Raw genomic sequence first — 20,389 nt, forward strand, 5'->3', positions numbered from 1 at the left:
CTACCTAAAGGGGAGCATATCAATTGCCTCGACAGCCTGAGCCTCTATAAGTTAGATTACTTCTGCCCGCATACCATAAACATCGGCGTTGAGCGGCTTAATACCTGCTGCTTCTCATCCAACACACGCTCCGACAAGTTTTCCACGCTGAACGCATGGCTGTAGCCTTCGGCTTTCAGCGCCTGCAGATCCCATGCCGGACGCCATTCCCTCGTTAACGGCAGCAGCAGGCTGAGTCGGTCGGATTCCTCCCAATCGACGTGTCTGGGCGGACTGCCCCAGCCCCTCGCTTCATACTCGCGCAGATCCGCATCCCGCTTCGCCCGCATTTCGTCGTCAACCAAATGACGGTTCCAGTTGGCATCGAATACGAGCAGCCGGCCGCCTGGACGCAGCACCTTGAGCCACTCGCCGTAAGCCGCCTGCGGCGCATGAAGCGTCCATGTCAGGTTGCGGCACACGATCAAGTCCAAGCTATCAGGCGCAAGCTCCAGCTTGTGCGAGTCCATTTTGCGGAACTGCGGCTTCACCCCTGCCTGCTCGGCATTGCGGCGCGCGCATGTCAGCATATTTTCCGTGCAGTCGATGCCTAGGACATGATGGCCGGCCTGCGACAAAATAATCGTGAAAAAACCGGGCCCGCAGCCGATATCCAGCACATCGAGCCGCTCCTTCCGGGGAGCGTATTCAAGAATCAAATCAAGCCAAGCCTGCTTTTCAAAACCGCCCAGCTCCTTTTGAATGCTGTCGCTGTACAGCTGCGCTTCACCGTTCCAATACGTTTCGACTTCATTTTGAATCGTCATCTCATTACTCCTTCTTTGCTATGATCATAAAACATCTGTCGCTTTGATAACCGTATTTCAAACGCTGCATCGTCATCTTGTAGCCGGACGTAAAATTGCGGCGGATCTCCTGAATACGAAATCCGGCGCGCTGCAAAGCCTCTTGGTCGGCCTCCGGGCGCAAGATCTGGACGAACGGCAGTTTGCCCAGCAGTTCCTTATCCTGATCGGACCGCCTTCTCACTCTCAGCTCCGTAAGGAGAATGAGCGTCCATCCGAGGGCGTACCACAGCTTGTTGAAGGGCGCCGGTTTCTCCGGCTCCTCCCGATATAAATAATTGCCGTCGAATACGATTAACGTGCCGCCCGGTTTTAAGATGCGGTGCCATTCCGCATAGGCCCCGTACGGATCGGGCAGCGTCCAGACGACATCGCGGCATACGACCGCGTCGAAGGTACTGTCGTTTTCGGCATGGAGATGGGACGCGTCACCCAAATAGGCCTTCACGTCAACGCCGGCTGCCTTAAAATTGCGCGATGCCGTTTCGATCATCCCCTGCGAGGCGTCGACAGCCGTAACGCGGTGGCCCATTCTTGACAGCAGGATCGAAAAAAATCCGGGTCCGGTCCCCATATCCAGGACGGCTTGCCCCTTCCGGTCACCTAACCCTTCGTTCAACAGCGATGTCCACATGGATACGGTCCGTCGGCTGCGGAATTGTGCCTTGACTGCCTTGTCGTAGCTGTCCGAGCTGGACGTCCAGTACTTGGAAATGTCTTTCAGCATAGCGTCTCTCCTAGAAGTTTATCGATATTTTATCGTTACTTGACATCCAGCTCGTTCCAAACGACCGGCAGGTAAGCGGTTTGCCCTAGCTTGAAGCCTTTGACCCTGTTATTGACGACAAAAATGTCATCCGGGTAATAAACCGGCAATACCATCGCCTGCTGGAACATCCGGCCGAACAGCGCATCGTACTTGTCCTGCCTTGCTTTGGTATCCGTCGCACCCATTGCTTCGTCGATCAAAGCCTCCAATTGCGGATCTGCCCAAGCGACGGCCGGAGCATTCCCCGTCCGATGGAACAAGGACAGCAGGAAAAAGTGCGGGTTCTGGGAATCCGCATACGTGCGGTAAATGAGCATATCGTACTGCTTGTTCTTCCACAGCGCATCGTAATAGGCATTCGATTCCAGCACCTTCAGATTGACGTTAATGCCGATTTCCTTAAGCTGGGACTGGACAAATTCGGCGATCGACTTCCATTCCGGAAACTCGGTTTGCTGTAGCACAAAATTCAATTCGAGCGGCTTGCCGTTTTTCTCGACGATGCCGTCGCCGTTCGTATCCGCAAAGCCCGCTTCCTTAAGCAGTTGCTTCGCCTGCTCCGGCTCATAGCCGTACCAGCGGATATTGTCTGCGGTCACATAAGGCACCGTAGCCGGGAACAAACCTTGCGCTTCCTTGCCCATACCGCCCATCAGCTTGTCGACAATGCTTTTTTTATTGACAGCCAGATTGATGGCCTTGCGGACGTTCACATCCTGCAGGAACGGGTTGGAGCCATTAAAGACGACAAAATGCGAATTCGAACCGGGGGCGGACTGTACGGTTAACGAATCGGATTTTTGGGCGACCTGAATGCTCTCCGGCGCAATTTTGCCCATCTGTCCGCCGGAAATGTCAACTGAGCCGTTTTGCAGCGCCAGCAAGCGGGATTGCGGATCGTTGACGACCTTCAGCACAATTTTGTTCAGCAGCGGCGCTTTCCCCCAGTAGTTGGGATTTCGTACCAGCACGGCCTGCTGGTCCTTCGTATAGCTTTCGACCTTCCACGCGCCGGTGCCGATCGGCTTGACGAACTTGCCTTTGACGTCGCCCGCCGGCTCAACGGCCGAAGGAGAGAGGATGCGCACCGGTCTGGCATACGTCAGCTCGGTCAGAAACGGATAAAACGCCTGGCTAAAGGTCATCTTGACCGTGTGGGCGTCAACGGCCGTAATTTCCTGCAGCGCCTTCGCCACATTGATGGACGAATTGGTCGGGTCCTTGTACCAACGCTCGAACGAAAATTTGACCGCCGCCGCGTTAAATTCGGTGCCGTCGGAAAATTTGACGTCTTTGCGCAGCTTGAACGTGTATTCCTTACCGTCGGGAGATATGGTCCACGATTCGGCTAACGAAGACAAAATTTCGCCTTTCTCGCCGTATTCGACCAAGGAATCGTAAATCATCGGATGCACTTGAATCGAGCCTTTGTAAGTCCCGGCATCGAGCTGGTCGATCCCCGGATCGGAAGCGACGGCGACGACCACCTGCTTATCGCCCGTTGCCCCGGCGCTTCCGGTTCCCTCAGCCGTATGGCTTGCGCCGCCTTTGTCTCCGGCCGAGCAGCCGGTAACGAACACCAGCAGAGCGCTTAATAAGATTAAGACGGTTTTTAGTACATAAAATCGTTTGTTGCGGCTTGTGCTGTTCTGTTTCATCTTAGTTGCCCCTATTCTTTGACGATTTGAAAAGTTTGGCTTGCCTTCCCTTCGGCTTCATTCGCATAGAGATGGCAGGCAGCATGGTGAAACGGCCGTTTTCGTTCGAGGGCGGGCTCGACCGTAGTGCAGACCGGCATCGCCGCCGGACAACGGCTGCAAAACCGGCAGCCCTGTATAACGCTCTCTCCATGCGGCAGAGCCGGTTCGCCGACCGGCCTTCCCGTCTTGCTCCGCCTGAGCCTCGGATCTTGCACCGGAACCGCATCCAGCAGTGCACGGGTATACGGATGAAGCGCCTCTTCGGCTATGCGGGCCGCCGGCAGCGTCTCCACGATTTGCCCCTTATACATCACGGCTACCCGGTCGCAGAAGCGGGACACGGACGATAAATCGTGAGTAATGTACAAATACGACAGGCCGAGGCGTATCTTCAGCTCTTCAAGGAGCGTCAGGATTTGCCGGCGAAGCTTGAAATCGAGGCTCGAAAACGGCTCGTCGCAGATCAGCAGCTCCGGTTGAAAGACGAGTGCCCGCGCGATGTTTACCCGCTGCAGCTGCCCGCCGCTTAATTCGTGAGGATACCGCTCCGCATAGGCCGCCCCCAATCCGACCATGTCCAGACTTTCCAGTATGACGCGTCTGCGTTTGCGCGCTGCCATGCCTCCGTAATTGCTGAGCGGCTCGCCGACAATTCGTTCCACCGTAAACAACGGATCGAACGAGGAGTAGCTGTTCTGGAACACCATCTGCATCCTGCTGCGGATCGTCCGCAGCCGTTTGAATCCCCACCGGGTCACATCTTCCCCGCCGAACAGCAGACGGCCTTCGGTCGCCGTTTCGAGCCCGAGCAGCAGACGGGCAAACGTGCTCTTCCCGCTGCCGCTTTCGCCGACGAGACCGAGCGTCTCCCCTTTCTCCACATGCAGACTGACCCGATCCACGGCTGGTACAGCATCGTTGGCAGACGGAAACCATCGCCCTTCCCGTTGATATACCTTCGTCAGTCTTTCCGTCTCGATCAGTCTCACAACAGTCCTGTCCCCCTTCCAAGCTCCGCCCGTTTACCTGCATTCGAGCAATTCTCTGGTATAGGCATGCCGAGGATGGGCAAAGATCTCGCACACATGACCCGATTCGACGATCCGCCCGCCTTTCATGACATAGACTTCGTCGGCGATTTCGGCCACGACGCCCAAGTCATGAGTGATGAGCAAAATGCCCATGCCCGTCTCCTTCCTAAGCCGGTCAAGCTCATATAAAATTTGCGCTTGAACCGTGACATCGAGCGCAGTCGTCGGCTCATCGGCGATCAGGAGCTTGGCTCCGGAGACCAGGGCGATAGCAATCATTACGCGCTGGCACATGCCCCCGGAGAGCTCGAAAGGAAACTTGCGCAGCAGCGTCTCCGGCTTCGGCAGCCCTACCCGGCGCAGCTGGTCGACGGCCAGCTTCTTGGCCTCGGCTCCTTGCGCTTTCCGATGCCGCCGGATGGTTTCGGTCAGCTGCCTGCCGATCGTCAGAACCGGATTCAGCGCATTCGCCGGGTCCTGAAAAATCATCGCCACCGCGCTGCCTCTGTACCGGCGCAGTTCCTTTGCAGACAGCCGGCGGAGGTCCATGCCGCCCAGCCAAATTTCCCCGTCGGCGGTATGCCGGCGAGGGTCGAGCAGACCGGGTACGGCTTGGGCCAGCGTGCTTTTGCCGCTGCCGCTTTCCCCGACGAGCGCGACGATCCGCCCTTCCTTCACCTCCAGACTAACCTCGTCCACGGCACGCACAACTGGAGCATGAAACGATATGCTCAGCCGATGGATACGCAGTATCGCCGGGGTTTCTGCTGCTTCCTGCGCATGGCTCCGTTTGGCTCGCGCTTCTGTCTCTTGCGTCGTTACCGACATCGCGATTCCTCCTTGCTCAGGACATGTATTGTTGCAGCCCGTGTGCCGGCTTATCCGGTACCACGGAGCATTCGCCGCAGCCCCTCCCCGACCAGATTGAAGCCGAGTACGACGACCATCACGGTCAGTCCCGGAAAAAGCATTAACTGCGGGTCGGTCTGCATATACGGCCGCGAATCGCTCAGCATCACGCCCCATTCGGGCGTCGGCGGCTGTGCGCCGAGGCCAAGGAACGAGAGGCCGGACACGGACAAAATAATCGTCCCGATCTCCACCGAAGCGAGCACGATAATCGGGCTCACTGCATGAGGCAACACATGGCGCAGTACAATCTGCAAGTGCGTCGCACCGCCGGCCCGCGCCGCCGTTATGTAGTCCTTTTCCTTGATCTGCAGCACCATGCCCCGTATAATGCGCGCGTAGCCCGTCCACCAGACGGAAGCGAACGCCAGCAGCAGGTTAAGTAAGCCGGGCCCGAGCATGCCTGTAATCGCTAGCGACAGAATCAGACTTGGAAAAGCGAGCAAAATATCGATAAACCGCATGATGATATGATCGACTTTACCGCCGACGTAACCGGCCACGATTCCGACCGGCACGGAGACCGCAAGCATCGCACCCAGCACGGCAACGGAATAAAACAGCGAGGTGCGCGTTCCGTACATCAGACGGGACAGAATGTCCCGCCCCATTTGATCCGTGCCGAAAGGGTAATTCCCTGAAGGTCCGGCCAGCTTCATGTCCAGGTTCACCTTCAGTGGGTCCCAGGGCGCGATATACGGCGCAAAGATGCCGACCGCGATAAAACCGATCACGATCAGCCCGCCGGTCCAAATCGCGGCATTGCCCGGAATTTTGCACCCCCGTTTCATGCCGGATGGTCTCCTTTCGTTGTGAACGTTCTTCTTGGTTTCTTGCACATGACGGATGTTCGGACGTTGCTGCTCAGCGCAGCCGGATTCTCGGGTCGATCATCCGGTAGCACAAATCGACGGCCAGATTGACGCTTACGACGAATACGGCCATCAGCAACACATACCCCTGAATGACAATAAAGTCTTTTTTAAAAATCGCATCGACGGCAAATTTGCCGATACCTGGCCAAGAAAAAATCGTCTCGACGATCACTGATCCGCCGAGCAGCCCCCCGATGTTGATGCCCAGCATCGTCATCACCGGAAGCAGGGCATTGACTACGGCATGCCGTCCGATGACGAGGCTTTCCTGCAAGCCTTTGGCCCGCGCCGCCTTGATATAACTGGTGCCGAGCACATCCAACAGACCGGAGCGGATCACCCGGATATAGTTGCCTGCCATCCCGATCCCCAGCGTGAGCGCAGGCAGCACTACACTTCGCAAGCCGTCCATGCCCATGACCGGAAACAGCTTAAGTTTGACCGAGCCGTAATATACAAGCAGCAGACCGAGCCAGTAGCCCGGCATCGACACGCTCAGCATCGCGATGACTCTTGCCAAACGGTCCGCCCACGAATGCGGATACAGCGCCGAACCGATTCCAAGAGGAAGCGAGATGGCCAGCATCGCCGCCAGCGCCCACATGCCTAGCAGCAGCGTTGCCGGAAGCCTGTCCGTCAGCTCCTGCCAAACCGGGAGATTGCTGCTGTACGAACGGCCGAGGTCCAGATGAACCACCCGCCACAACCAAGCCGCGTACTGTTTGTACACAGGATCGTTCAACCCCATCGCTTCTCTGGCCGCCTCGATCGCTTCTTGCGAAGGCTGCACGCCCGATGCTCCGCGCAGCATAATTTCAGCGGGATCGCCCGGGGTCAAATTCATGAGCGCAAAGGTTATACAAGTGACGCCGACGAATACCGGAATCATATGCAGTACCCGCCGCAAAAAATAAGCTATCATGTTCACCACTTTCTAAGCTGCCGGTACTAATTGAAATAAATGTAATAATTACGATTTGAATCGATGTTAAAGCATGCCTCATTAGCTCGCCTTAATTAAATCGTGTCGCTACAGCAAACTTGGAAGCAAATTGCGATATTTAATTCGTAATTATTACTATCAATTATCTTATCTTGCTCCACTGCGAATTGTCAATCCAAAATAATATAACGCAATATGGGGTAGTACCAGCGAAGCTGACACTACCCCGTATTGGTGAGATATTGATGTAAATAGATATCTATGTCAAGCTATTTGCCCCCAATCCACCTCAAATAAAATTGCTCTTTGATTTAAATCTAGAAAATAAGAGTTCATTAAGCACGCTTAAAGTCATCTGCATCTTTATTGTTTTCTTCCTCCGAATATTGCCATCTCAAAACATTTAAAATAGCAATCAACATCATAGAAGCCAATTTCTCTAAGCCAATCACTTTGGGTTTCAACTGACAACAAAATGTTATCCTCTTTATCAGGACGATTCATGTGTTTTTCCAAAAGCTCCCTTTTATTCGCGTTTTGTCCTTGTTCTTGCATGAATTGATACATATAATCCACCATGATTTCATCAAATAACCTTTCACCCCAAACACTAGTTGAAGCGACATGTTCCATATTGATGAACATTCCGCCAGATGCTAAGCAATTATAAATTTCTTCATATAATTCATATTTTCTTCCATGTGTTAAATGATGAATGGCAAATCCAGAAATGACCACATCAACCGGTTCAATGACAAAGTTCAACCAATCTGAATTGGACATATCTGCATAAACTATCTGCTGGTTCTCATAGCAGGAAAGTCTTTTATTTGCTTCTTTTAACATGGGTTCTGAGTAGTCTAGAAGAACTCCTTTAGCGTTTGGAAAGGAAGTCAATAGAGCGTGACTTAGAATTCCATCACCACATCCCAAATCAACATATGTACGAACATCCGACACCCCTGCTGTAATTAATCTAATCATAATATCTATTTGTTCTTGTCCAAAAGGTAATGCTCTTCTTCCGTTGTCGGCAAAGGCTCTTGCAAGATTTTTATTTTTCCACGCGTGTGCCATTTATTGCAACCTCCTATAAAACTGTTTACTTTTATTCCGCCAAAGACCGCAAATAAACTATATTTGGGGTAGCGTCAACATTTTTGACCGAAAGGTTGCAACGTGCCATTGATAATCCATCGTTGAATTTGGGAAGATGCTCTTTCCTTCGCAGACATTCGTACAGGTGTAACAAAATTTCTGGGTATTGGCATTATCATCATCCTTTGCTATTTTTGTTTAAATGCAATATATCGCATGTGTATATTTAATTCAAGGGTTATTTTTGAGAGAGATTCCTTGAATCCAAAAGCTGTCGTCAGCAACACCTCAGAGGCAACCAAATAAAGTTCCGACTCAAGCATTGGGAGAACTCGACAAAGGTGGGAAAATAGCCCCGACCGGTTAGAGGATCAAGAGATGGCTGTATTGTCTCTTCACCTTCCCATATAAAAAAGAGGACGTTCCCGCGCATTTTCGCAGCTTGGGATTCGTCCTCAAATTAATCTTTCTACAGTTTTCACAACAAGCCGACGCTCAAATCCTACAGCTCCGCCCGGAAACGCTCCAGCTCGCGGCGCACTTCGGCCGCGATAGGAAGCTGCAGCCACTGCTGCGCCCGCTCCCGGCACGTCTCGGCGCTCAGCTGAACGAGCGCGCGCTTCACCTTCGGCAGCGCTCCCGTTTCCATGCTCCACTCGTCGAGACCGAGCCCGAGCAGGAGGGGCGCCGCGAGGGGATCACCGGCCATGCCGCCGCACATCCCCGTCCACTTGCCATGCCGGTGGGCGGCTTCGATCACCCGGCGAATCAGCTCCAGCACCGCCGGGTGGAAATAATCGTACAGCTCCGCGACCTTCTCGTTCATCCGGTCGACGGCCAGCGTGTACTGGACGAGATCGTTCGTCCCGATGCTGAAGAAATCGACCTCGCGCGCAAAGCTGTCGGCCATCACCGCCGTGGACGGAACTTCGACCATAATGCCCAGCTCGATATTCCGGTCGAAATCGACGCCCTCGCGGTCCAGCTCCTCCATCGCCTCGTGCGCTGCCCCTCTCGCCCTTCTCCATTCGTCCATACTGGAGATCATCGGAAACATGATCTTGACGCTGCCATGCGCGCTGGCCCGCAAAATCGCCCGCAGCTGCGTTCTCAGCAGCTCGGGACGATCGAGGCCGATCCGAATGGCGCGGTAGCCGAGAAACGGATTCGCCTCCTTGGGCAGCTCCAGCGCGGGAAGCTCCTTGTCTCCGCCGATGTCCAGCGTACGGATGATGACGGGACGGCCTGCCATCGCTTCCGCGACGCGCCGGTATGCCCCATATTGCTCTTCCTCGTCTGGAAGCCGCGACGCGCCCATGAACAGAAACTCCGTCCGGTACAGCCCGATGCCATCCGCACCGGCTTCCGCAGCCGCCTCGGCCTCTGGAACGGTGCCGATATTGGCGGCCAGCTCCACCCGCCGGCCGTCTGCAGTTACCGCCGGGCGAGAGCGGAATGCCTCTAGCTCGTCCTGAAGCGCACGCTCCCGCTCCTGCAGCTCCGACGCCTGCCGGAGATAAGCGTCCTCCGGGTTGCGGACGCATAAGCCTGCGCCACCATCAACGACCAGCGTCTCGCCGTCCCGAACGGCATCCAACGCGTCGCCTGCGCCGACGACCGCAGGAATGCCCAGCGACCGGGCCAAAATCGCCGTATGCGACGTCTTCCCGCCGACCCGCGTGACGAAAGCCAGCACGACGCGCGGATCGAGCTGCACCGTATCCGACGGCGCCAGATCGTCGGCGACCAGAATCACAGGCTCATGAAGCTCCGAGAGCCGGACCGCAGTCCCTCCGCGCAAGCTGGACAACAAGCGGCCCCCGATGTCCCGGATATCCGCCGCCCTCTCCCGCATATATTCGTTTGCCATGCTTTCCAGCCGCGCCGCGTAAAATTCGGTGACCTCCCGGACCGCCCGAGCCGCCGATACATGCAGCTCCGCGACCTTCCGCTCCATCGCCGGATAAAATTTGGGATCATCCAGAAACCGCAGCTGTCCCGCAATAATCCCGGCCTTGTCTTCACCAAGCGTCCGCTTCGTCCGCTCCACCATAGCTTGCAGCTCCGACGCGCAGGCCTCCTTCGCCTGACGCAGCCTTGCCGTTTCCGCGGCCAACTCGTCCGGACCGATGCTTTCGCGCTCCGGCTCCATGCCTGCCGCCGGTCCCGGCGAATACCGCAGCGCGCTTCCGATCCGCACGCCTTCCGACACGCCGATGCCTGAAATCCGCTGCTCCCTCATCACGCTTCACCGAACTTGCTTTCGATCAGCTCCGCCAACGCCTGCAGACATTCCTGCTCGTCCGGGCCACTGACTTCCAAAGCAATACGAGCACCTTTCTCCAGCCCAAGAGTCATCAGGTCCAGCATGCTTTTTCCGTCGGCTTCTTCGCCGCTCTCGCTGCGCACCTTGAGGTCCGAGCGAAACTCATTGGCCTTGTCTACGAACAGTTGGGCCGGCCGGACGTGAAAGCCTTGTTCGTTTCGTATGATTATCTCTTTCGTCACCATGCGGCATGCCTCCTAACCTATAATGTTTATATATTTAATAGGATATTAATTAGTTCAAAAGCGGGATGCGCTCCTTATACCGTTCGATCAGGGCGGCATTATGGCGGTCGGCCCCATCGATGTTACCGCTTAGGAAGACCGGCGGCTGGAAGCCTCGCTCCGCCATCCGTTCGATGGCCGAAGCCAGCACGGCATTGAGCAGCGCCGCTCCGATCACCGTAGACGTCGGGGTGAACGGAATCGGAACGTCCGGATGGTTCAACACCGCATCGCCTTTGACCGCGTAATTGTTAAGGACCAAATCCACGGCATCGTACAGATACTTGCCGCTCGTATGCCGCGAAGGCTGGCTTTGCGAATACTCCAGCGAGGTGATGCCGATCGTAAAAGCGCCTTTTTCCTTCGCTGCCAGCACGACATCGACCGGAACCGGATTGCGCCCGGAGGTGGACAGCACGAACGCGACTTCGCCGGGACGGATGTCCTGCTCCTCCATAAACGTGCGGGCCAGTCCGTTCTGCCTTTCCAGCTCCGAGGAGCGAACCGCCCCTTCGTGCAGCATGAGCGGCTCCACGAAGATCGGCCGGATCGGGACTAAGCCGCCTGCGCGGTAAAACACTTCCTCCGTCAAAATATGCGAATGGCCGCATCCGAACAAATGAACGACGCCTCCGCCAATGATGCAGTCGGCCGTCCGCTCCGCGGCTTGCCTCATGGCAGCCGTTTCGGTCGTTTCCACTTGGTTCAGCATGTGCCGGATATGATTGAAATATGTTTGGATCATAGCAGCCTTCACCTGCTTTTCTTCATAATGGTTGATGCCGCTTCTTGGCATCATTCACGATTCGGGTCATCACATCAAGGCTCGTCTCCAGAATAGCCCGCCCTTTCTCCAAGGTGGCCAGCGTGGCGTCGCCGAGAACAGCGGTCGAAGTGAACGTCTCCCACGGGGTAGGCGTACAGTCGGCCTCCACGCCGATATCCGGGATGTCGCAGATCGCCCGGCTCATGTCGACATGCTCGCCAGCCATATAGAGCATATACGAGGTTTCAATCTCGCAAGCGTGAAAATACGAAGCATGACTGCTGGAAGACTCGCGGACCTGCGCCGTAATCTCTTTTACCCCAGGATAAAAGAAGTAATAAACCTTCAGCTCGGGCACCCGTTCCGTCAGTTTGCGGGCTGCTTCCTTTAAGGCCGTCGCGTTGCCGAGATGGCCGTTCAGCATCACGAAGATGCGGAAGCCTTGCCGGAACAAGCTTTCCCCGATATCGCTCAGCAATGCGATCAGCGCCTCGTTGGACACGTTGATACTGCCCGGAAAATTGCGCAGGCTCCATACTTGGCCGTAAGGCAGCGTCGGCAGCACAAAGCTTCCGGTCCGTTCGGCCAGCTTGGCCGCCAGCCGCTCCGCCAGCAGATTGTCCGTCCCGAGTGGAAGATGCGGCCCGTGCGATTCTACAGCGCCGATCGGCAGAATCGCAGCCTGCGCCCGGACGATTTTCTCCTTGACGTCAAACGAATTTTCGTATTGCAGCTGCATGGCCGCCCCTCCTCACCGTTTAAAGGCGAAGCAGTTCGCCGGATTCGTCACGAAAAACTTTTCCACCAGCTTATCGCCGTCGAACCCGGCCTTGTGCGCCTCGTCGATAAAGCGCGGTACCCATTTCGCAATGATATATTCCAAGCCGAGCCCGTAATCGTAGTGCTTGTAGTACGTTTTCCGGGCCGTATCGCCGCTGATCAGGATCTGGTCCTCGTACCCTTTGCGCACCAGCCCCAGCAAGAGATGAATCCGTGTGCTCTCCGGCGCGTATTTGATTTTGGCAATGCCGTCGAAGCACAGATAAGCGCCGGTTTTCGCCATTTGCTCGTGGTAGTACGGATCGGGATTCCGGTCCATATGACCGAAGCTGACGTACGCCAGATTCACGTTCTCGCTCCGCAGCAGCTCGATTTGCTCCAGCCCCATCGTGCCGACCTCCGTATGAGAGTGGACCGGCGCTTTCGTCTCGTGATGCGCGCGGGCGACAGCTCGCAGCGTCTTTTCCTCCAGCGGCGTAATCCGGTTGTAGCCGGTGCCGAATTTCACTTGACCACCCTTGAACGGCGTACCTTCCAGCCCTTCCTCTACTTCGCGGATGACGAAATCCGCCAGCTCGTTGATGCTTTTCGCATCGATCCATTCGTAGTACGTATTGTAATTGCCGATGATCGGCTTCAGCTCTTCCTTCACTTTGGCGTTCCATAGAAAGCTTTTGTTGAAGCCGGCCGTGCCGACGATCTGAACGCCGGTTTCCTCCATGATGCTGTACACCGAATCGACGTCGCGACCGTAATCGACCGCTGTTGCGTCGATGATCGTTTGACCGCCGTGACGTTTGAAGTCCAGCACGTCCAGCTTCGATTTTTCCTTGTCATCCAGCAGCAGGTCATCTTCTCCCCGCTCCGCCCAGAAGGCCGGACGGCAAACGATATGCTCGTGGGAATACGTAAACCCGAGCTGTTCCTTAGGGATGTCTCCACGCAAAGTCCGAACGAAACTCATCTCTCTGTGACCTCCTTATCGCGCCGCGGCCGGCGAACCGGCCGGGGCCGACTGGCGATTTTGGTTAAAACAGCAGCTTCGCAAGAAAACTGATGATCGGCCCGATAATAAACATGTCAGAGTCTGCCGCCCACATGGCCGTATCCGGAATCGTCGAAGCGATGAAAAATTTCACCATCGCGTACTGGCCCCAAGCGACAACGGTTGCGGTGACAAAGCCGGCGAGCACCGCACCGCGCGCTCCCCCGGTCGCGTTGCCGAAGACGCCCGCCGTAGCCCCATGGAAGAACAGGACGATCATCGTCGGCACGAAGATGTAAGCGACTGTGTTGCCTAGCACGACTAGCCAGATCAAGGCCCCGGCAAAAGCACCCATAAACCCGAGAATGACGGCGTTTGGCGCATAAGGGAACGTAACCGGACAGTCGAGCGCGGGCTTCGCGCCGGGAACGATCTTGGTGGCGATCCCGTTAAACGCCGGCACCAGTTCGCCGATGAACATGCGCACGCCCATGAGAACGATTGCAATCCCGCCGGCGAACGTGAGCGATTGAAGCATCGCGTAGATGATGAAGTTCTGCTCGCCCGCTTTGGCGACCAGCTCTTTCGCGCCCGGCGTATCTTTCAAGACGACGACGATCGCGCCGATCAGGAACAGCAGCCCCATGCTGAGCGCCGTAATGACGTTGGAGTCGCGCAGAAACTCGAAGCCCTTTGGCACCTTGATTTTTTCCGAGTCGTTCTCCTTGTTCCCGAACCACTTGCCGAGCAGCGCGCCAAGCAGCGCAACCGACGCCGACGTATGCCCGAGGGCGATGTTGTCGTTTCCCGTAATTTTGCGGACGAACGGCTGGGTGAGCGCAGGCTGCAGCGTCCAATACAGACCGAGAATAACCGATAGGAATAAGACCAGCTTGCCGAAAGAAACGTTGCCTGCCGAATGAACCACGATGCCCGCAAATACGGTCGATGTCCAGAACATCATGTGACCGGTCAAGTAAATGTACTTGAACTTCGTGAACCGCGCGAGCAGGACGTTGATCAAAAAGCCGATGAACATCGCCAGCGTGACCGCGCTGCCGAATTTGGAGTTGAACGTCTGCTGCCCCATGAATTGGCCGAGCGATTCGGCTTGCAGCCCGAACACTTCTTTCCACATCGGCTCGAACACGTTGAGCGCATTCACGATGACGCCCGCTCCCGCTCCGATGATGAGGAAGCCGATGACGGCCTTGAACGTCCCGCTGATCACCTGGCTTGTCGTCTTTTTCTGAAGCAGGAGACCGACGAGCACGATGAATCCGAGCAAAATGGCCGGCGTACCGAAGACGTTGGTCGCTATCCAAAAAATGACTTCCATGTAAAATCCCCCTTTAAGGATTAGATGGTGTCTTTCAATTTCTCTTTAATTTCGTTCAGATCGAAATAGTTGTTCACAATCACGATATTGGCGGAGTGCCCCTCCAGGCTTTGCGCCAGCTCGTTGCTGGTAATGATATGATCGGCGGCCATGCCGGATGCCGAAGAAACGTCCGTATGCTCCACATCCGCATTTACGCCCAGTTCTCTCAGCACGCTTTCCACGTTCATCCGCAAAATAAGGCTCGTTCCTTGACCTAAACCGCATACGCATAAGATTTTCATGCTTCGTTCCTCCTTAAGATGATAGATTCGATGTCTTCTGGGCTTCCGGCTTCTCTGAAGCACTGCACATGGTTCGGGTCGTTCAGAAGCAGCGTCAGCCTCCGCAGCAAAGCGATATGGTCGGCGTTGGAGGCCGAACCAAGCGCGAAGACCAGATCCACCGGATCGTTCGTTTGATGGCCGAACACCACCGGCTGTTTCAAGCGGACGAAAGCGACGGACGCCTCATGGACACCGTCCTCGGCTTTCGCGTGCGGCAAAGCGATGTGCGGTGCGAGCACAAAGTATGGCCCCTTGTCGCGGTACGCCTGCACCATCGCCTCGACGTAGGAGGCGTCGGCCGCTCCCCCGCTGACGAGCAGCGAGCCTGCGACCCGAATCGCTTCCTCCGCCGATTGCACCTCCACATCAAGACCGATCAGTTCCCTTTCCAAAAATTTCATCCGTTTACTCTCCTCCCTGCTACGATTCCTTACTATGACGTGTGCTGCCGGATAAGTCCGGCAAGCTGTTCGGCGGTCTGTGCCTTGAGAAGGATATCCTTTGTTTCTTCCTCCCGCAGCAGCATCGTCAGCTGAGACAGCGCCCGCAAATGCGATTCGCCGTCCGCGCTGGCGAGCACCAGTACGAGCCGGATCTGGTGACGGACCTCCGGACCAAACGGGACGGCATGCTCCAGCTTCAACAGGCTCATGCCCAGCCGCCGGACACCCTCCTCCGGCTTCGCGTGAGCGATAGCCACCCCCGGGCTGACGACGATATACGGTCCGTAGCTGTCGACTTTGGCGATCATCGCTTTCACGTACCGCGGTTCGATGAAGCCTCTGCGCAGCAGCGGCTCGGCCGCCAGCTCGATCGCGGCCTTCCAATCGGATACACCGTCCCGCAGCACCAAATGCTCCGGCGGCAGCAAGCTAGCGAGCGAAGGCTTCTCTTCTTCCGTCCCCGGAGAGCGTCCCACGGACAAGTAGCGCTGGAGCTCCCGTAGTAGCCCTTCCTCGTCCGAGATCCGGGCGTACTTCCGGACCATCTCCAGAATCGCCTGCGCGGAGCGGCCCTGCGGCGCGTCCATCTGCCCCGACACCCGGTTCACTTGATGAAGCAAGTGCGCCTTATCGGCATCCGATAAAATGGGATGCACCGTAAACACCGGCGCCGGGCTGTCCTGCAATGGAACGGTCGAGAACAGCAGGTCCACCGATTCCGCCGAAAACGATTCATAGTCCCGAAGCGACAAGACCGCTTCGATATCCAGTGCCGGGAACAGCTGCTCCAGTTGGATTCTCAGCATGCGCGCGGCGGAAATGCCGTTGACGCATACGATCGCCGCCTTTTTCCGCCGGACGGGCATGGCGTTTTCCCGGCGCATCCAGCCTCCGAAGTGCATCGCCAAGTAGGCGACCTCATTGTCGTCGACCGGCTTGCCCAGATGCTCCTCTAACGGTCTGACGCATTTTCTGGAAATTTCGAATATTTCCCCATATTTCGATTTCATCGCTTCCGCGAGCGGATTGTCGATCTCCAGCCCGAATTTGATCCGGTAATAGGCCGGCTTCAAATGGATCAGCAGCCGCTGCTCCAGCTCGTCGCGGTGTTGAAAGAAAATGCACGCATGCCGCTCGAATAAATCGATCATCTGCCGGATTAACCGCTTTAATAGCAGAACTGTTTCGTCGGCGTCGGCATCCTTGCCGGGAGCGGCCAACGCCTCCCCGCCGCTCGTCCGGTTCACCCGCGCCCCCAACAGCTGGAGGGTCAAGTAACAGATCTCATCCTCCGGAAATTCGAGGTCGAGCATGCGTCCGAGCTCACCCGCCAGTTGGATGGCCCCCGCGTATTCCGGCGTTTGCTTTAGCGCCTCTTTTTCATCGGCATCGAGCGTAATGCGGTGTCCCTGCTGGAGCCGATTTGCGTATACCAGCAATCTGGTGGTGAGACTAAACACCATATCGTCGGTGAATTCCAGCCCGAGCGTCTTCTCGCAGCGGGTGACGTGCTCGTACACCTCCGCAAGCTGCTCCTCTTGAAAGAACGGAAGCTTGCGGTGAACCACGTTGGCATTGATCAGCCCTTGGAACTGCGAGACGAAGCTTTTCCAGCTGACGTGATGGAGCACTTGGGACATAAAGTACGATAGCGCCTTGCGCTGGTCCGCCTCTTTCCCTTCGACGCTGTAACCGTTCTTTTTATCGAACACAACCTCAAGCTGAAAAGCGGCAAGCTCTTTCTTCACCTGCTTCAGCTCGCTCAAGCCGGTTCCGCGGCTGACCAACAAAAAGTCCGTGATCTCTTGCATGAATAGCGGTTCCCTGCGGGTGAGCAACTGAATCGCCACCCAGGCTTTTCTCTCCCGCGGAGATAAGTAATAATCGTCCTTTTCAACTTCTTGCGCCATGGAAGGGATGCGGGAGCGGCTTTCCTCCGGCAGGAGGTACCCCCGGCCGCGAACATATTCGACAGGAGCGAGTCCGCGGTCCGAGAGCCACTCGTTGACGGCTTGAAGATCGTAGTAGACCGTCCGCTTGGAAATTTCAAATTTCTTCATGATTTCGCGGACGGACACGTAATCTCCGGTTTCCTGCAGCATGGCGAGCATGCCGGCGCGCCTTTGGTCCAGAATCGCCCATCCCCCCTTCCGTCAGTCTATCTTTCAAATCTAGTATGTTATCCGACGCCCTTATTATACAATTGGCCTTCGCGTCAAAAACAGAACAACTATTGTTGTCCGTTCCGTGCAAAAATTGCACTGTCGCTTCCCAGAAACTTTTCATATCCTAATCTCGTATAAAAGAATAATGAACCTAAAAGGAGGTTATTCGAATGTATCTTCTAGCCATACTGCTCCCTCCTGTCGCCGTTCTCTTTTGCGGAAAACCGATACAGGCCCTTCTTAACTTCATTCTAACGCTGTTCTTCTGGCTGCCGGGCGCCATTCATGCCTGTCTGGTCGTTCACGAGCGCAAGCAGGATCAACGGATGGAAAGAATGTCTCGGAACATGTACCGGTAATTATGCATAGGAAGCGGATCGTCGCAAAGACACTTCTCTCATCGGAAGTGTTTTTTTGTTTTTTAGGGCTCTATTTTGTGGTTGACTCTAACGTTACGTTATACTCTATAGTGATGCTTGAAAGGAGGTCACGACGCTTCCGTGAAGGTAAAAGAGGTTGCGGATTTAGTCGGCATCAGTGTGCGCACACTTCATCATTACGATGCGATTGGGCTGTTGACCCCTGACGGGACTACGGAAGCCGGATATCGCTTGTACTCCGACGAAAATCTCGAAATGCTGCAGCAGATCTTATTTTTCAGAGAACTCGACTTCCCTTTAACGAAAATCAAAGAAATGATTCACAGTCCTTCCTTTGACCGTCTGGAAGCGCTGGAGCTGCACCGGAGCATGCTGCTCGACAAACGCTGCCGGCTCGATAAAATGATTGCGACGATCGATAAAACGATGCAACATGCGAAAGGAGAAATTCAGATGACAACGAAAGAAAAATTCGAAGGCTTTGACTTTAGCCGTAACCCTTACGAACAAGAAGCCCGCGAACGCTGGGGCGATGAAGCGGTCGACAAGGCCAACGGCAAAGTTGGCTCCATGTCGAAAGACGAACAGGAAGTGGTGGCCCAAACGATGAATGGGATCTACGCCAAGCTTGCCGAACTTCGCAGCGGCTCGCCGGATTCCGCGGAGGCGCAGGCGGCCATTAAAGAATGGTACGATCTATTGAACCAAATGGGTTCTTACTCGCTCGAAGCCTTCAAATGCTTAGGTCAAATGTATGTGGATGATGAGCGTTTTACCAAAAACATCGACCGTTTTGGAGACGGATTGGCGAAATTTATGCGCGATGCGATGGCCGTTTATGCGGATACGAACCGAAAATAATGCGATGGGCAGCTTCACAAGTCATTCCCGAATGACTTCGACGCTGCCCTTTTTCGTTGTCGATCCCTCTCCCCCTCCCTCGCAAGAGCATGCCTCGAATAATCGCTTTTTGGATCGGTTAAGCTAAACTATGGAAAGGATGGGATTCGCAGATGGAGCATTTGGACTGTGACGTTTCCCCTTTAAAAAAGGAGCTCAAGGAACAATTGACCGAAATCCTTCACAGCATCGGACAAATCGTCTCCAGTCTGGATGAGGTCAACACGTGCCTGCTTAACGAGATCGAGCACATTTCTAAGCGGTTCTCCAAGACGGGAGCGCTTGCTTCCACCTATTATTTGAACTGTTTTCTCTCGCCCTATACAAGTAAGTATAAAGAGATTTCCCGTTCGGTGAACCACCTGAGTCTCAAGCGCCAAGGCGCCCTCATCGTGATTCAGCGGGAAGACAACATCGATTCCTGGATCACCCCAGGCATCCTCCTGTCTGCGGAAATTACCAGTTCGTTGCTGGAGTCCATCTTCGTTCCGGGCAGCCCATTGCATGACGGGGCCGTATTTATACGTTCCGACCAGATCGTCTCGGCCGCCAACATTCTTCCTCTGACCGAACGAACCTTCCCCAATCAAAAGCTGGGAACCCGTCACCGCGCCGCCATCGGACTGTCGGAGCGGACCGATGCGTTAATCGTCGTCGTATCCGAGGAGACCGGGAAAACCTCCTTTTGTCTAAACGGCCATCTTTATCCTTTCTCCATCCCCTCTCACGTCTAATTGAAAAAACGTCTCTCCATTTTTCCCATGAATTTGCACCCGATTTGAAGGGCTTCTCCGTCCGAGGCCGTCTAAAGGTTTGTATATATACTACAAAGAGATGCCGCTAAGCGGCAGCACGGAGAACGTGTAAACGGGGGGCAAGCGAACGGAGACGGATTCAATCGTCTAAAGAGGAGGTATTTCCGATGGGCAAGAGCATCGTAAGAGCGCTTGCGATCGTATTGGCGTTGGCGATTGGAGCTTATGCCGTCTTGAAATACGGCTTTCACAGCCCCCTGACTGTGGATTTCGTCAAAATGAAGCTGCGTAATCCCGATTTTCATCTGGAGCCATGGATTTATGCTTTGTATATCCATATCGTTACGGCTTTGCTGGCGCTGGTAATCGGTCCGTTCCAGCTTTTCCTGGAGCCCGCGGGTATGAAGCGGCGAAGCCGCCACCTGCTGCTTGGCTATACTTATGTGCTTTCCATTACAATAAGCGGTCTCGTCAATCTTTTTTTGGCTTGGCATGCAACAGGCGGATGGGTCTCGGGGCACGGCTTTTTCGTGCTCGATGTGTTGTGGATGGCCGCCACGTTTATGGCGGTCCATAAAATATCGATCAACGACGTGCAGGCGCACAAGGAATGGATGCTGCGAAGCTACGCGCTCACGTTCGCGGCCGTTACGCTTAGATTATGGCTTCCGCTGCTGATCACGCTCAACCATGGCAGCTTCGCTCCGTCCTATCAAATCGTAGCTTGGCTGTGCTGGGTTCCGAATCTTATCTTCATCAAAACGCTCATTCGCCTGCGTTGGAAGCGCAGCCACCGTCAGCTTAACGGCAGATCCCGTCCCATGCGCTGA

Annotated in this window: 21 protein-coding genes and 1 pseudogene; 4 read left to right on the forward strand and 18 right to left on the reverse strand. The window is 55.2% G+C overall.

Annotation, left to right across the window (positions count from 1 at the left end):
* Window positions 1-56: 56 nt before the first annotated feature.
* The 18 genes and pseudogenes from ET33_RS34770 to ET33_RS34850 all read right to left on the reverse strand — a co-directional run bounded on the left by ET33_RS34770 (window position 57) and on the right by ET33_RS34850 (window position 17,470).
* Window positions 57-806, reverse strand: a complete 750-nt coding sequence (locus ET33_RS34770; RefSeq protein WP_036693563.1) for a class I SAM-dependent methyltransferase — start codon at window positions 804-806, stop codon at window positions 57-59.
* Window positions 807-810: 4 nt separating this feature from the next.
* Window positions 811-1,572: a class I SAM-dependent methyltransferase gene (locus ET33_RS34775; protein ID WP_036693566.1), complete on the reverse strand. Its 762-nt coding sequence runs from the start codon at window positions 1,570-1,572 to the stop codon at window positions 811-813.
* Between the two features lie 35 nt (window positions 1,573-1,607).
* Window positions 1,608-3,272: a nickel ABC transporter substrate-binding protein gene (locus tag ET33_RS34780; RefSeq protein WP_036693568.1), complete on the reverse strand. Its 1,665-nt coding sequence runs from the start codon at window positions 3,270-3,272 to the stop codon at window positions 1,608-1,610.
* 11 nt (window positions 3,273-3,283) lie between these two features.
* On the reverse strand, window positions 3,284-4,303 hold the full coding sequence (locus ET33_RS34785) for an oligopeptide/dipeptide ABC transporter ATP-binding protein (protein ID WP_036693570.1): 1,020 nt from the start codon (window positions 4,301-4,303) through the stop codon (window positions 3,284-3,286).
* A gap of 33 nt (window positions 4,304-4,336) precedes the next feature.
* Entirely contained in the window at window positions 4,337-5,173 is an 837-nt protein-coding gene (locus ET33_RS34790; RefSeq protein WP_051776073.1) for an ABC transporter ATP-binding protein, read from the reverse strand.
* A gap of 50 nt (window positions 5,174-5,223) precedes the next feature.
* A complete protein-coding gene (gene nikC, locus ET33_RS34795) occupies window positions 5,224-6,045 on the reverse strand; it encodes a nickel transporter permease (protein WP_036693572.1) in 822 nt (273 codons plus the stop codon).
* 73 nt (window positions 6,046-6,118) lie between these two features.
* Entirely contained in the window at window positions 6,119-7,051 is a 933-nt protein-coding gene (gene nikB / locus ET33_RS34800) for a nickel ABC transporter permease (RefSeq protein WP_036693575.1), read from the reverse strand.
* Between the two features lie 384 nt (window positions 7,052-7,435).
* Window positions 7,436-8,149 (reverse strand): class I SAM-dependent methyltransferase, encoded by a 714-nt coding sequence (locus tag ET33_RS34805; RefSeq protein ID WP_036693577.1) that lies wholly within the window; start codon window positions 8,147-8,149, stop codon window positions 7,436-7,438.
* An 80-nt stretch (window positions 8,150-8,229) separates the two neighbouring features.
* A pseudogene (locus ET33_RS40165) lies at window positions 8,230-8,343 on the reverse strand (GntR family transcriptional regulator); the annotation flags it as partial.
* Window positions 8,344-8,672: 329 nt separating this feature from the next.
* The gene (ptsP, locus tag ET33_RS34810; RefSeq protein ID WP_036693579.1) at window positions 8,673-10,412 is read right to left on the reverse strand and encodes a phosphoenolpyruvate--protein phosphotransferase; all 1,740 of its coding nucleotides are present in this window, start codon (window positions 10,410-10,412) and stop codon (window positions 8,673-8,675) included.
* Window positions 10,412-10,681, reverse strand: coding sequence for an HPr family phosphocarrier protein (locus ET33_RS34815; protein WP_036693582.1), 270 nt, complete (start codon window positions 10,679-10,681; stop codon window positions 10,412-10,414). Before ET33_RS34815 ends, ptsP begins: the two co-directional genes overlap by 1 nt.
* A 49-nt stretch (window positions 10,682-10,730) precedes the next feature.
* Window positions 10,731-11,465 (reverse strand): SIS domain-containing protein, encoded by a 735-nt coding sequence (locus ET33_RS34820; protein WP_036693632.1) that lies wholly within the window; start codon window positions 11,463-11,465, stop codon window positions 10,731-10,733.
* A 22-nt stretch (window positions 11,466-11,487) separates the two neighbouring features.
* Complete coding sequence (locus ET33_RS34825) at window positions 11,488-12,225, reverse strand: creatininase family protein (protein ID WP_036693585.1); 738 nt, start codon at window positions 12,223-12,225, stop codon at window positions 11,488-11,490.
* Between the two features lie 12 nt (window positions 12,226-12,237).
* The gene (locus tag ET33_RS34830; RefSeq protein ID WP_036693587.1) at window positions 12,238-13,230 is read right to left on the reverse strand and encodes a phosphotriesterase family protein; all 993 of its coding nucleotides are present in this window, start codon (window positions 13,228-13,230) and stop codon (window positions 12,238-12,240) included.
* 64 nt (window positions 13,231-13,294) lie between these two features.
* Window positions 13,295-14,590 carry a PTS ascorbate transporter subunit IIC gene (locus ET33_RS34835; protein WP_036693589.1) on the reverse strand — a complete coding sequence of 432 codons (1,296 nt, stop codon included), beginning with the start codon at window positions 14,588-14,590 and terminating at the stop codon, window positions 13,295-13,297.
* 20 nt (window positions 14,591-14,610) lie between these two features.
* Complete coding sequence (locus ET33_RS34840) at window positions 14,611-14,874, reverse strand: PTS sugar transporter subunit IIB (protein ID WP_036693591.1); 264 nt, start codon at window positions 14,872-14,874, stop codon at window positions 14,611-14,613.
* Complete coding sequence (locus ET33_RS34845; protein ID WP_036693593.1) at window positions 14,871-15,317, reverse strand: PTS sugar transporter subunit IIA; 447 nt, start codon at window positions 15,315-15,317, stop codon at window positions 14,871-14,873. Before ET33_RS34845 ends, ET33_RS34840 begins: the two co-directional genes overlap by 4 nt.
* 32 nt (window positions 15,318-15,349) lie before the next feature.
* Window positions 15,350-17,470, reverse strand: a complete 2,121-nt coding sequence (locus ET33_RS34850; protein WP_036693595.1) for a BglG family transcription antiterminator — start codon at window positions 17,468-17,470, stop codon at window positions 15,350-15,352.
* Between the two features lie 224 nt (window positions 17,471-17,694).
* On the opposite strand from ET33_RS34850, the gene ET33_RS34855 reads away from it, so the two are divergent.
* The 4 genes from ET33_RS34855 to ET33_RS34870 all read left to right on the forward strand — a co-directional run bounded on the left by ET33_RS34855 (window position 17,695) and on the right by ET33_RS34870 (window position 20,389).
* Window positions 17,695-17,883 carry a YqaE/Pmp3 family membrane protein gene (locus ET33_RS34855; protein WP_010500852.1) on the forward strand — a complete coding sequence of 63 codons (189 nt, stop codon included), beginning with the start codon at window positions 17,695-17,697 and terminating at the stop codon, window positions 17,881-17,883.
* A gap of 141 nt (window positions 17,884-18,024) precedes the next feature.
* Window positions 18,025-18,765: a MerR family transcriptional regulator gene (locus ET33_RS34860; RefSeq protein WP_235206901.1), complete on the forward strand. Its 741-nt coding sequence runs from the start codon at window positions 18,025-18,027 to the stop codon at window positions 18,763-18,765.
* Between the two features lie 152 nt (window positions 18,766-18,917).
* A complete protein-coding gene (cdaS, locus tag ET33_RS34865) occupies window positions 18,918-19,538 on the forward strand; it encodes a sporulation-specific diadenylate cyclase CdaS (RefSeq protein ID WP_036693599.1) in 621 nt (206 codons plus the stop codon).
* A 188-nt stretch (window positions 19,539-19,726) separates the two neighbouring features.
* Complete coding sequence (locus ET33_RS34870; protein WP_051776074.1) at window positions 19,727-20,389, forward strand: DUF2306 domain-containing protein; 663 nt, start codon at window positions 19,727-19,729, stop codon at window positions 20,387-20,389.

It is taken from the genome of Paenibacillus tyrphae, assembly GCF_000722545.1.
Taxonomy (GTDB): domain Bacteria; phylum Bacillota; class Bacilli; order Paenibacillales; family NBRC-103111; genus Paenibacillus_G; species Paenibacillus_G tyrfis.